The following is a 12,699-nucleotide window of genomic DNA, read 5'->3' as shown; positions in this document are numbered from 1 at the left end:
AGAAAGTCAAGTTTTGTGTTTAGTGGATGGTCGTACGTCTGGTTCTATCGCCCTGTCACAATGATTTGCTTGGGAGATGCCACCAGCGCATCAACAATTTTCTCGGTAATTTCTGAGTTAATGCCATTTTCGATTTCATCAAATAACAGGGTTTCCAGAGGACTCAGTTGCTGCGCATAAATCGCCATCAAGCGAAGTAATCCGTCATTTATGTGACGGGCTTCGCTCTCCAGAAATACCGCCTTTTTCTGATCACCGGCAAATTGCTCTTTAATTTTCAGCTGCACCCAGCCGGATTGCAGAGTTCCCGTCTGGATAGACTCTATCTGTGGGTAATATTGCTGTAACTGTTCCAGAAGCAGCTTCTTTGTCCTCGGGCGCAGCTGGTGAAGAAATGCCGATAGCTGCTCCCCACCAATACCGATATTTTCTCCCTCCGCATTTCTGGCTCTTTTCCGCAGGGATTGAGGTGACAACAAGTCCAGTGACCGGATTGCACAAATCTGCTCTTTCACCACCTTCATTTCATCCGTTTGCAGGCTCGCCATCAGCCCGGCAAGCACAGAACCCTGAAATTCATTGGTTATCAGACCTGAGCGTCCATCGGGCAAGATATAATGCCCATTTTTATAACTGAACAGCGATTGTTCGTTGTCCAGATCCAATATCTGCTCAGAGGTGCACCGGTTCTTACTGCGATTAAAGGAGGCCTTCCAACGGAATTTTCTATCGATGATGGATAAATCAATTTCAATCTCAATATTATTCCGCTTAACCAGTTTCGAATTGATATCTTTAGAAGCCCACTGCCTTTTTGCCAGCCAGCTGCTCACTGCACCACTCATCACCGCACTGGCAAAATCCAGCGCCTGAAGAACGGTGCTTTTACCGGCACCGTTCAAACCGATCAGACAGGTAAACTGGCTGAGCGGTAATTCAAACTCAACCAGGGATTTGAAATTATCAATATAGAATCGGTTGATCACCGCTGTCTCCTTACTTGATGCGGACCCGGTCACCGGCCTTGACTGCACTGAGCAGTTGATCACGCAGAATATCCAGATACTGGTTCACTTCGGCTTCAGTTTCAAGGAAACCAGCGATGCTACTTTGCTGCATGGCATCTCTGGCCTGAATAGTCACCGTTCGCTTGGCGGCGGGAATTACCGTGGCGGTTGTACTTTGCTCCTGATAAACCGGCGTTTTTTCACTGGCACTGTCGGCTACCTTTGCAGCGGATTCACTCTCTTTCCTGCGCTTCTCCGCTTCTACCTTCTTCCGGGCCGCTTCAATAAACCGGTTCAGCCGTTCATAAGCCTGATCTTCATAGTGTTCGGCTTCGGTCTGTTCGCTGCTGAACTGGGCGATGGAGTCGGTGGTTTCGATACGCTGTTTGCATTGCTGCAGTGGATGCAGAGCCTTATTCTGCAATTCAGTGGTGGCACCGGCCTCCTGCAGTGCCCTGGTCACTCTCGCTATGCGCAGTTCAACCCGGCTGATGCCATGACTGCGCTTTTCTGATACCAGCTGATCATTTATTCGTTGAACGGTTGCCACCAGCCCACTGATATGACGCAGCTTCTGATAAGGGCTGGTCATCTTGTAGATGCTGTCCAGCTCCGTCAGGGCTTTGGCCGCCTCGTCCTGTTTTTCCAGGGCCGGTCGGTTGGCCTTGAACTTGAAATTCAGGGCGTTAGCCAGCGTCTGCCAGGTCTGGAACTGGTTGTGGTAGAAATCGCTGACATCTTCGAAATCTTCCGCAAAGTCTGCCAACTCATCACCGTCCTGCAAAAAGCGCTCGATCAGGGCGAAGCTGTTGGGCTGTTCCAGAATACCCGCCACCAGCACCAGGCCTTTTTCGATCTCCGCCTTACCGGGGTAGTGTCCGGTCTGGGCCTTGCTTTTGAAGGATTTCAGGTCTTCGCTCCACTGGTTAAGTGCTCTGACCAGCCTTTCGTAGAGTTGTTTCTCGTCGCTGCCCGTTACGGTGATTGACAGGGCATTTTTCATCAGGGTGGCGGCTTTTTTCAGTTGTCGCTCATCGTGTTGTCGAATCTGCCGGATACGCAGCTCGCCGCGTTTACGGACACTGGTAAAAGCGTCGTAGGCATTCTTCAGGTTGAGATCATTGGTGTTGACGGTAAAACTGATTTTGCCCGCCAGGGCCAGCCGTGCCACCAGCAGCAGGATCTCATTATCGGGCCAGCCAAAGGGGCGCTTGCCAAAATGCGTCACCACATCCCGCAGGTAGACCGCTTCGTTGCGTTCGATTTTCAGGGCGATGTACTGGGCGACTTCTTTTGTCGCTTTCGGGTTGCACGCCTGATCGCCCAGATCAAGCCCGGCCTGGGCGATATCGTCAGCCGTTAATACCGCCTGAAGCTCCTGCAATACATCACCCGGTGTCAGTTGCAGCAGATTGAGTTTGGCAAAGGTGTTTTCAATGACGTATTTGCAGGCTTCATCGACGATGGCCATGGGCGAGGTGGACTTTTTCGGCAGTTTTTTGCCAATGGCAAATACCTCCGCTTCGATAAACAGCCTTTCAAAGTCCTGGTTCAGCCGCTTTTCCCGTTCGATGTTTTCCATCTGCTTTTCCCGCAACAGGTGCTCCTGTTCCGGGCGCTGACCGGCATTCTGCTTCAGGAAACGGTCGGTTTTCAGGAACACGGTGAGTTCATCCCAGAGGCGCTTGTGCTCCCCAAGACGAACCAGTACACAGCCATCCCCTTCCAAAGTTTGGTTGATACTGTGCTGGTCAGACAGGAAGGTGTCGTAATGGACATCCAGCGGTGAGGTCACCTTGACCACCAGATCTTCCAGGGTAGTGCCGCCTTTTGGGTGACCGTTGCAGAACCGGCTGATTTTGAAGTCCTGTTTGTTGGCCGGATAACGGTACTGGTTCTGGCGATGGAGCACACCGTCAAAAACAATGGCTGAGAGTTTATTGGAGACTTCCGGACCCTCTACTTCGGTTTTCTGAATCTCCTTCTCAATCTCTTTTTCTTCGTTGGTGAGGAAGATAAATTCGTCGCCGTTACGGGCAATCAGCAGCTGTCGTTCAAGGCGGTTCAGGCTTGCCTCAATCTCTTTACGCAGGGCGATTTTATCTGCATCGATACGATCAATAGAGAGGGTGACCAGGTTATCCAGTGTGCTTTTTACCAGGTTTACGTAGCGGATCAGGAACAGGGTTTTCAGCACCGAACCATCAAAATCCGTAAGCGTATCCTGTTCGCAGGCCTGGTCGATGGTACGTTTGACAGCCGGCTCCAAAAAACTTTCGATGGGGGCGTAAAAGCTGTGGAACGGGATCAGGATATCCAGCCCCCGGTCTTTCATTTGCTTTGCCGCAGACTGAAACGCATCCAGCAAGGAGCGTTCCCCCATGGCCAGGTGTTTGCCGGTAGCGCCTTTGCTACGGATGGATTCAAACACCTTCTGTACCAGGGGGTAGTGATAAGGCACGAAGGGATAGTTATCGACAAAGGACGGGACATCGCTGTAGCCCTTTAATGAGGCCGTGGTGGTATTGTCGAACGTCAGCTGGTTGCGCAGGATGTCCGCTTTGTCGGCATAAATACCCATCAGTTGTTCCCGGGCATCTTCCGTTTTTGCCAGCAAACGGCGCTGAATGACTTCAGCGGTATTGGAGCTGGAGAGCTGCAGCCGGGTAGAAAAGCGACCCTGGATTTTCGAGAAATCTTCACCCTCACGGCGATCCATCCCGCCAATGGCGGCATCAATATCGGCCTGCGACGTGACCACGACCCAGGCGCGGCCTTTACAGTGAGTACCAAGATCTTCAGTAATGGTTTGCAGCTTGAGCATCATGCGGGAGTCTTTGCCAATAAACTGCCCGACTTCATCCACCAGGAACAGCAGGTTGCGGTCGCCGCTGCGGTCCAGGTAATCGTTAACCCACTTGCAGAAGTTGCCAATATTCAGTGGGAAATTATCCTCGATTTTCTCTACCCACTGCCGGGCGGATTCTTCACTTTGCCCGGAGGCACTGGCCAGAGCGTTGGTCAGGTCATCCCGGAAAAAGTCGTAGGCATCCCGCTCCTGCTCCCAGGTGGAACCCGTGAGTTCGGCAAAGCTGTGCTTGAAGGCCTGGTATTGCCCCCGCTTATCCAGCTCCCTTTCCAGGTGGGCAATCTGGGGATAGTCTCCGCAGTAGCCAACACGCTCATTAAACACCTTGAGGAATACTTTCAAAATGGCGTATTCGCCATCGTCGGTATTGGCCCTGGAGTCGATATTGAACAGAATTACATCGGTCTTTTTGGTGACCGCTGTGGAGATATCTGAAAGCAGAAATGAGTCGTTGATCTTTTCCCTGAAAAAGTCCAGCGCCGTTTTCTCATGGCCTTCTTTTTCAACGACCTTGTTTTCCAGCAGGTAAGAAAGAATCTTCAGAAAGTGGGATTTACCAGAACCAAAGAAACCGGAAATCCAAACCCCGACTTTGTCGCTCATGTTTTCCCCATGGCCGGTGGTGCTTGGCGTATAGCTTTCAAAGAAGGCGCGAAGGTGACGGTCCAGTTCATTGGTGACCACGTATTCATCCAGCTCAACGAACACCACTTCACTGCTGGTCTGTTCTGCTTTTACAACACCGTTAATATCCCGGGTCAGTTTTTTGGCAAAAATCTGTTCAATATTCATGGGTAGCTCGAAAAATGCAGGGCGCTGGGACAATTGGAAAGGTTCAATCAGGGGAAGAGCAAACGCTGCCCGCCGCCCGAAAAACCGGGCCTGCTTAGCTTTTGCGGGAAACGGGAAGCGGGAGGCGACGACGGTCAGGATTCAGAAGCGTCTTTCACTATCCGGCACCAGTTTAAAGGCGCGGTAATAGTTTTTTGATTCGATCAGGCCGAACGGATGCAAGTCACTGCCACTGTATTCACCCGGGTAGAAAAGAATCAACGGTGTGCTGCCCATCACCGCCTGCAGTGCACTGAGCAGCTCATGACCGCGCACCAGGGGCCATGCAGTACCAAGACCGGAAACAATAACAAAATCCTGCTCTGCAACCGGATACCGTTCGCCGATGTAACTGGCCAGTTTGTCCTGGCTCAGCGGCCCCGCAAGACTTTTTTTCAGGGCTTCAAGACCGACCTGCTTTTCACGCTGACAGGCACGGTCAAAGAGTTTTCTGGATTCCAGCAGTTCAACCAGGCTCTGAAATACATTGATATGAATAAATTGATGCCCGCGCCGCTGGAGCTTCTCACTGATATGTTCAATATGGTCCCGAACCATCAGCTCGAACTTTGCCGGGTAGTCAAAGATCCAGAAACCAATTTCATTGCCCAGCCCCTCGTTTTTCAGCAGGCTGGGATTATCAATTCGATCAATAACCTGATCCAGGCGATGTTGTAATCCTTTCAAGGGAAGTTTCATAAGGTACACTCCATGACCGGCTCAAGCTCCTCTCTTTGCAATTCAATTAACCAGCGCTTTGTTTCGGGCAATAGATAGACTGGCTGCAGCAATCTTTGCCGGTTGTCGCTCAGGTAGCCTGCTTCCACCAGTATCCGGATGACACTGACACCGGATTTGTGAATGGTGCCGGGCGACAGCCGGTCCAGTCCTTCGATATGTCGGTATTTGCTGTCCATAAACTGTTCCCAGGCATTGGCGTTGATATCCGGGCGATAAATCCGCTTTGATTCTTTCACTACATCGGCCATAAAATCTGCCAGGGCGGGCGTATGCAGGGCAGCGGATAGCATCAGCAGTTGTTTATAAAGGCCGTCATGGGCTCCGACCAGCTCTTCTATATAAGCCTGTCCCAGGGGTTCAAGCCTGCGCCGAATGGTTCTTGCATAACGAAGGGCCGTCTGCCCTGAGCGTTTTTGTAACGCATTTGACCGGGTTACCCGGGCAAGCCACTCCGCCTCTGAGTCCGAGGCCAGCATCAGCTCTGCCACCACCCGGGACTCCGGCAGGAAAAGGCCACCGGAAGTTAAATCTGCCAGATACTTTTTTGCTAATGTCATATAGTCAATATCTTGTCTGCTGAAAATTATGGCTTCTTTTTAACGTCATATATCAACTGATAGCCAGCCAATAAGCGTAGCCATATCCCAGGGACGCTACCGCCCTTGGATGGTACCGCTGACTGTTATTGACAGAGGGAAGCATGGGTCCAGGTAGCTCAGAATGGAATTTTTAAGTGGGATTAGTGTATAGATTTCAAATAGGGGAATGAAGGTGTAAATATACGATCGTACTGTTTGAACAGCAGGCAGGGCAGCACTTTCGGCCAGAAGCCAGTGCCAACAGAAAAGAAGACACTGGTATTATAGCTTGTGTCCGGTGCAAACAAATTTGCCTTATTCAGAAAGGTAATATCCTGCTTTTTTTATCTTGTTGTCCCCAATAGTGTGGGTTAGCCTTATTGCAGCAGTGGTATAGAGGTCGCTGCAGTTCAAGAATCCATCATTGCAAGAAGAAAAGTATTTCCATAATGTCTGCAGAAAACCGACACAAAAAAGTCTGGTGGAATATTGCCAGGTTTAGAGGTTTGCGCCCATAAACTACCCCTCTGTCATGGACTAATTTATTTATTGATTTCACTCGCTGCGCATTACGGAGCATTCGGCCACCCATTCCACTAACATTCCGCCACCGATTCCGGAAGTATCTGGCCACCCATTCCGAAAACATTCGGCCACTCCCACCGGAACGCAGCGTCGCTTCGGTTTGCAGCTTAGGGCGCAGGTTCGGAATTCGCCAGTTTTGCTTGTTTCTTGCGCAGTCACTCACCCTTTAAAGGGACGCGGTGAGCGTTATGAATCAGCCGCTACAGAATCGCATCTGCCAGTGCCGGATCACCGATCAGTTCATGCCAGTGATCAACCGGCATCTGGCTGGTAATCAAGGTGCTCTTGAGGTTTTGCCGGTCTTCAACCAGCTCCAGCACGTCTCGCCTCTGACTCTCGTTTAAGGGGGCCACAGCCCCCAGTCATTCAAAAGGAGTAAGTCGGTTTTGGCCAGCGTCGTCATGATCTTCAGGTAACGACCATCAGCACGGGCAAGGCTCAGGTCCTGAAGCAGTCTTGGCAGCCTCTGGTATTGGACTGTATAACACAGGCTTTCTGAGCCAGGGCACAGGTCAGCCAGGTTTTACCAGCCCAGGCTGGTCCGGTGATTATGTGGTCATGAGCGAGAATCGTGGCAGTTTATGAAATATCCGGGCCAAGAAGAGCTTTTCTTTTCCTTTATGCTCTGTCGAGTCAGCGGTAGGAACCTCCCCTTCCGCTACTCACAGTACCGGACGTGAGAGTCTCCCCTCATTCGGCTCTTCTTATCCAACCGTTGGTTTCTGATGTATTCGCCAGTGAACCATAAACGCAGGGTCTCTTCTCTCAATACTTGCCAGCCCTTGTCTTGCTTCCCTTCAATTTCTTATAAAAAGGCTTAACCCAATGGCACTGACTTTAAGCCGCCTTGGTATTTCTAACGTCTTTATTGACTCTTACGTTAACCGCTGTTGTGCTTTGGTATATGCACTGGTTTTGGTATTGGATAATTCGTTGCCCCTGACGACCTGGTCCCTGGCCTCATCAATAAGGGCGTGTCGGCATGACTTGGTATCGCTGGCGACCTGCCTCATGAACAAAGTCAAGGTTTTGATTGGGGGGAAGTCCCTGGCTATGAAGCGCTGATAACTGGCTTGAAATTTGCCTGCCCTGTGGTCCACAAAAATTGATTAAAGTCTGTTAACGATTTTCCTGTGGCTTAAATACGCCTGTTGAAAGATAACGATCACCCCGGTCACAAATAATCGCAACGATGGTGGCATTCTCTGTGCATTTTGACAGTCTCAGGGCAGCAGCGACGGCTCCCCCTGAAGAAACGCCGCAGAATATGCCTTCTTCACGAGCCAGCTGCCTCATACACTCTTCAGCTTCTGTCTGACCAATTTCCATTACTGCATCAATGGCGGAACGGTCAAAAATCGCAGGCAGATATTCGGGACTCCAACGACGGATGCCCGGTATCTGAGCAGCCTCTTCCGGCTGCAGGCCAACAATCTGAATGTCAGGGTTCTTGTTTTTCAGGTAACGGGAGGTGCCCATTATCGTCCCGGTGGTGCCCATGGAGCTGATAAAATGGGTAACCGTACCCCGGGTCTGACGCCATATTTCAGGCCCGGTCGTCACATAATGCGCAAGGGGATTATCCGGATTGGCAAACTGGTCAAGAATCTTGCCCACACCCTGTTGCTGCATTTCCAGCGCTTTATCCCGGGCCCCTTCCATACCATCACTGACCAGAATCAGTTCTGCACCATAAGCACTCATTGCTGCACGACGCTCGGCGCTCATATTGTCCGGCATAATCAGAATCATTCGATAACCGCGAATGGCCGCTGCCATGGCAAGCGCTATGCCTGTATTGCCACTGGTGGCTTCGATTAAGGTATCCCCCGGACTGATGGCCTGCCGACTTTCAGCTTCGGCGATCATAGACAAGGCCGGGCGATCTTTCACTGAACCGGCCGGATTTTGTCCTTCCAGCTTGAGTAGTATGAGATTTGTGCTTTTCCCTTGCATACGTTGCAGACGAACCAAAGGGGTATTACCAATAATCGACTCTATTGTTGGATATTCAATGAACATATAACTCACTTATTCCAGCACACAAATGCCCATGGCGCGTGAAAATATTTTGCGCCAACCTCAAGGATGAAAAATGGTTAAGCAAAATATTTTCCACGGCAAAAGAAGAGTGAATTCTGGCCGTTTATGAGAGTGATGTGACAAGGTGACAGGACCAGTCAATCTCCGATTACCTTAAGAGCGGCGATTATCTCTCCAGTACTACAAAGGCAATCGCATTATCCTGCTCATCGGCAAGGCTAATGTGAAGCCGTTTAACCCCTCTTTGTTGCTGCAGTTCAAGGCCATACTCGTATAAAAACAACTCAGGAGCACCTGAAGTATTATTTCTTACCTCTATATGCTGGAATGAAAGCTTGCCGATTCCGGTACCAAACGCTTTGGCAACGGCCTCTTTCGCCGCAAAGCGCTTTGCTAACCAGGCCGGTGAGCGTTTCTGCCATTGGGATAACTCATGGTCAGTCAGGATTCTGCCGACAAACGCCTCACCCAACCGACTGAGTGAGCGCTCTATTCGATCAATACGGACAATGTCTGTCCCTATACCAACAATCATTTAAAACGCATTCCGTGCTGCTTGCAACATAAGCGATTTTATTTCACGCACCGCTGGTTTCAAACCCGTAAACAGGGCACGGGCAATGATTGAATGACCGATATTCAGCTCATGAAGACCGGCAATCATCGCTACAGGCTCAATATTCTGATAATTAAGGCCATGACCAGCATTAACGATCAGCCCCTGTTCCAGGGCAAACACAACCACAGTTCTCAAGCGGTCAAGCTCTTCCTGCATTGCTTCAGCCGTCGATGCGTCAACATAACTGCCGGTATGCAATTCAATAGCAGATGCTCCCGTCCTGACAGCTGCCTCAACCTGACTTACATCAGGGTCGATAAACAGAGAGACTTCAATACCCTGTTTTTCCAGGCGATCACAGGCGGGAGCAATAGTATCAAAAAGGCCTTTCACATCTAGCCCGCCTTCAGTGGTGACCTCTTCCCGCTTCTCCGGAACCATGCAAACATGTTCAGGTTTGAGTTTTTCAGCAATGCCAACCATTTCATCGGTCACTGCCATCTCAAGATTCATTCGTGTCTGTAAGACACCACGAATTCTAAATACATCATGATCCTGAATATGTCGGCGGTCTTCACGCAGATGCAGTGTGATGCCATCTGCACCCGCCTCTTCAGCTTCAATTGCAGCCTGAACAGGATCAGGGTAACGAATACCCCTGGCCTGCCTGATGGTTGCAATATGATCAATGTTGACACCCAGCAAAATACGCTGATGAGGAATCATGAATACACCTGTTGTAGAAAATGGCGCATAGCATTGTGCCACCGTTATCGGGATCTGGAGAATGCACCATTTTCTACGGGTGGCCTCTCCGGTGGTGATTATGGTTTTCTGTTAGTGAACAGCATTCGGCTCTGCATAGGTCTGTCGCCGATCAGTGGTTTCATGGCCTGCCTGGTAAACCGCTTAAAACCCGGATAGAGTTCAGCATCAGAGAAATCCCTGACCGAAAGTGTTTTAAGCAACTGCGCAGTGTAGCAAAACGGTCTCTCATGGTAGCCCACTGGTCCATGGGTCAGTACCAACCCATGCTCAGGTTCAAAGCGGTAAACCATGCCTTCTTGTAAAGGCGCACCACTTACATCCCGGTCAAGCGATGGCGCATAGCCACAGAGTTGCAGCAAATCCAGTTCAAATGAACGGAGTAACGGCTCAAGAGGCGCGTTCTGATTAAGGTGGGTCAATATTTCCCGGTATAAATCCGTCATACCATCCACCAGTTGCCCCGGGATCATTGATCTCAGCAGCAACTCATTGGCATAGAACCCACAATAAAGTCGTTCACCCGTCAGGAAAGTAAAGCGATCAAGCTCCAGGTCAACCAGTGTTTTCAGCTCACCTCGTCCATTCCAGCGTACCATTACCTGATGAAAAGGCTGTAACAATGAAGCCAACCGGGACTTCGACTGACGAACTCCCCGAACCACCATGGCCACACGGCCATGACCTGCCACTAAAAATTCAGCAATGACCGAGCGCTCTTTATAAGAGCGCCGATGCAACAACCAGGCTTGATGGAATTCATTGCCAATCACAGGTTGTGATCATACCCCAGACTTTTCAGGGCACGCTCATCGTCAGACCAGCCTGCCTTGACCTTAACCCAAAGGTTCAGCATGACTTTTGAATCGAACAGATGCTCCATATCTTTGCGAGCCTCCTGGCCGATTTTCTTCAATCTTGCTCCCCCCTCGCCAATAACAATAGCTTTCTGCCCTGCTCTCTCCACAAGAATCAAGGCACTGATGGTAAACAGCGGGCCTTTTGGCCGCAACTCATGCTTGAACTCTTCTATCTCTACCGTCACTTCATAAGGCAGCTCATCACCAAGCTGCCGCATGACCTTCTCCCGCACCAGCTCTGCGGCAAGAAAACGGGAACTGCGGTCCGTCAGCTGATCTTCAGGGAAATGATGGACAGCTTCCGGAATCAGCCGGGTAATCATTTCATCCAGCTGTTTCAGGTTATGGCCGTGCTGGGCAGAGATGGGTATCACCCCATGAAAATCCATGTTTGCCGACAACGACTCAAGATGCGGGATCAGTTGCCCCTTATCCGTAATCTTGTCCACTTTGTTAAGCGCAAGAATAACCGGACAGCGGGCACCTTTTACCTTGTCAAGGACCATCTGATCTTCTTCATTCCAGGTCAGGCGGTCAACCACAAAAACAATGGCATCAATACCTGTCAGGGCACTGCTGGCCGCCTTGTTCATATAACGGTTGATGGCTTTTTTCTGAACCTTGTGCATGCCCGGCGTATCAACATAGACCGTCTGAACCCCCTGCTCTGTCTTGATACCAAGCACCTGGTGACGGGTAGTCTGAGGGCGGCGGGAGGTAATGGACAGCTTCTGCCCAAGCAGATGATTCAACAGGGTTGATTTGCCCACATTAGGTCTGCCAACAATGGCTACGTAGCCACAGCGGCTCAGTTTTGAAGCGGAATCGGCAAGGCTGAATTCATGAGCAGCGGGCTCTTCACGATTTGCATCAGATGTCATCTGTTTTCTGCTCTCTATACGCTCAATACACACTTGGAAACTGTTCCGCATTTGCCTGAAACTTATTAAGATCCCTACCCGCACAAGGACAAATAGCCTGTCTTTTGCGGGCAGCGCTTACTGCGAAGTTATTCATGAACGTTCCTTAATGATCAAGGCCAAGCAACTTCAATGCATTGCGAGCCGCCTGCTGTTCAGCACCACGACGACTGGACCCTTCCCCCCTTGACGGCTCATCCAGACATTCCAGTTGGCAAATCACGGAAAAATGCTGGTCATGAGCCTCCCCCTGAATATCTGTCACCTGGTATTTGGGCAATGATTGCTGGCGTGCCTGCAGATATTCCTGCAAGCGGGTTTTGGGGTCTTTATTTTGCTCATCCGATGTGGTCAGTTTATCCAGGCGAGTGCTAAACCAGGCGCGAATTCGCTGGTGGCAAACGGCCATCCCTGCATCAAGGTAAATCCCGCCAATAATTGCCTCAACCGCATCAGCAAGAATGGACTCCCGCCTGAAGCCGCCACTTTTCAGTTCACCGGAGCCAAGACGAAGAAAATCGCCCAGCTCAAATTCCCTCCCAAGTTCGGCAAGGGTTGCACCGCGGACCATGCTAGCCCGCAGACGGCTCAATTGACCTTCTTTGGCATCTGGAAAATGCTCATAGAGGGTTTGAGCAATAACAAAGTTGACAATCGAGTCGCCAAGGAACTCCAATCGCTCATTATTACGGCTGCCAAAGCTGCGATGGGTGAGCGCCAGCACCAACAGGCCCTGATTGGAAAATTCATGCCCTAATTTTTTTTGCAGTCGGGCAAGTTCGAGCATTTTCACTGAGTTCCGGATTTCCAGTTATGTGCAAATTACAAGATCAAGGTTATGAAAATTAATATCTCGCTCGCCAGGAGGCTGTCCGAGAATAGCGCCAGCGAGGACGACAGAAAATTGAGGCTAAAAATTCGGTTTTGTGAGGTGAATAGCG

The 12,699-nt window shown here is 50.4% G+C and carries 11 protein-coding genes and 1 pseudogene; all 12 read right to left on the bottom strand.

What is annotated here, in order from left to right:
* Positions 1 to 44 precede the first annotated feature (44 nt).
* On the bottom strand, positions 45 to 986 hold the full coding sequence (locus tag KDK14_RS16290; RefSeq protein WP_257266233.1) for an AAA family ATPase: 942 nt from the start codon (positions 984 to 986) through the stop codon (positions 45 to 47).
* A gap of 10 nt (positions 987 to 996) precedes the next feature.
* Positions 997 to 4,668, bottom strand: a complete 3,672-nt coding sequence (brxC, locus tag KDK14_RS16285; protein WP_257266232.1) for a BREX system P-loop protein BrxC — start codon at positions 4,666 to 4,668, stop codon at positions 997 to 999.
* Positions 4,669 to 4,809: 141 nt separating this feature from the next.
* Positions 4,810 to 5,406, bottom strand: coding sequence for a DUF1788 domain-containing protein (locus tag KDK14_RS16280; RefSeq protein WP_257266231.1), 597 nt, complete (start codon positions 5,404 to 5,406; stop codon positions 4,810 to 4,812).
* Positions 5,403 to 6,005 (bottom strand): DUF1819 family protein, encoded by a 603-nt coding sequence (locus KDK14_RS16275; protein ID WP_257266230.1) that lies wholly within the window; start codon positions 6,003 to 6,005, stop codon positions 5,403 to 5,405. Before KDK14_RS16275 ends, KDK14_RS16280 begins: the two co-directional genes overlap by 4 nt.
* Before the next feature lie 809 nt (positions 6,006 to 6,814).
* Positions 6,815 to 7,163, bottom strand: a pseudogene (locus KDK14_RS16270) (ATP-binding protein); the annotation flags it as partial.
* Between the two features lie 323 nt (positions 7,164 to 7,486).
* Positions 7,487 to 7,624: a hypothetical protein gene (locus KDK14_RS16265; protein WP_257266229.1), complete on the bottom strand. Its 138-nt coding sequence runs from the start codon at positions 7,622 to 7,624 to the stop codon at positions 7,487 to 7,489.
* A gap of 106 nt (positions 7,625 to 7,730) precedes the next feature.
* Entirely contained in the window at positions 7,731 to 8,633 is a 903-nt protein-coding gene (gene cysM, locus KDK14_RS16260) for a cysteine synthase CysM (RefSeq protein ID WP_257266228.1), read from the bottom strand.
* A gap of 187 nt (positions 8,634 to 8,820) precedes the next feature.
* The gene (gene acpS, locus KDK14_RS16255) at positions 8,821 to 9,189 is read right to left on the bottom strand and encodes a holo-ACP synthase (RefSeq protein ID WP_257266227.1); all 369 of its coding nucleotides are present in this window, start codon (positions 9,187 to 9,189) and stop codon (positions 8,821 to 8,823) included.
* Complete coding sequence (gene pdxJ / locus KDK14_RS16250; RefSeq protein WP_257266226.1) at positions 9,190 to 9,939, bottom strand: pyridoxine 5'-phosphate synthase; 750 nt, start codon at positions 9,937 to 9,939, stop codon at positions 9,190 to 9,192.
* A 98-nt stretch (positions 9,940 to 10,037) separates the two neighbouring features.
* Positions 10,038 to 10,751, bottom strand: a complete 714-nt coding sequence (gene recO / locus KDK14_RS16245) for a DNA repair protein RecO (protein WP_257266225.1) — start codon at positions 10,749 to 10,751, stop codon at positions 10,038 to 10,040.
* A complete protein-coding gene (gene era, locus KDK14_RS16240; protein WP_257266224.1) occupies positions 10,748 to 11,719 on the bottom strand; it encodes a GTPase Era in 972 nt (323 codons plus the stop codon). Before era ends, recO begins: the two co-directional genes overlap by 4 nt.
* Before the next feature lie 145 nt (positions 11,720 to 11,864).
* Entirely contained in the window at positions 11,865 to 12,545 is a 681-nt protein-coding gene (gene rnc, locus KDK14_RS16235) for a ribonuclease III (protein WP_257266223.1), read from the bottom strand.
* Positions 12,546 to 12,699 lie beyond the last annotated feature (154 nt).

This window comes from Endozoicomonas sp. ONNA2, assembly GCF_024606365.1.
Lineage (GTDB): Bacteria > Pseudomonadota > Gammaproteobacteria > Pseudomonadales > Endozoicomonadaceae > Endozoicomonas.
This window is presented reverse-complemented; position numbering and strand designations above follow the sequence as displayed.

Excerpts from the sequence above, each read along its gene's own strand:
- brxC (WP_257266232.1), bottom strand. The coding sequence starts at position 4,668 with ATGAATATTGAACAGATTTTTGCCAAAAAACTGACCCGGGATATTAAC.
- KDK14_RS16280 (WP_257266231.1), bottom strand. The coding sequence starts at position 5,406 with ATGAAACTTCCCTTGAAAGGATTACAACATCGCCTGGATCAGGTTATT.
- KDK14_RS16275 (WP_257266230.1), bottom strand. The coding sequence starts at position 6,005 with ATGACATTAGCAAAAAAGTATCTGGCAGATTTAACTTCCGGTGGCCTT.
- KDK14_RS16265 (WP_257266229.1), bottom strand. The coding sequence starts at position 7,624 with ATGAGGCAGGTCGCCAGCGATACCAAGTCATGCCGACACGCCCTTATT.
- cysM (WP_257266228.1), bottom strand. The coding sequence starts at position 8,633 with ATGTTCATTGAATATCCAACAATAGAGTCGATTATTGGTAATACCCCT.
- acpS (WP_257266227.1), bottom strand. The coding sequence starts at position 9,189 with ATGATTGTTGGTATAGGGACAGACATTGTCCGTATTGATCGAATAGAG.
- pdxJ (WP_257266226.1), bottom strand. The coding sequence starts at position 9,939 with ATGATTCCTCATCAGCGTATTTTGCTGGGTGTCAACATTGATCATATT.
- era (WP_257266224.1), bottom strand. The coding sequence starts at position 11,719 with ATGACATCTGATGCAAATCGTGAAGAGCCCGCTGCTCATGAATTCAGC.
- rnc (WP_257266223.1), bottom strand. The coding sequence starts at position 12,545 with ATGCTCGAACTTGCCCGACTGCAAAAAAAATTAGGGCATGAATTTTCC.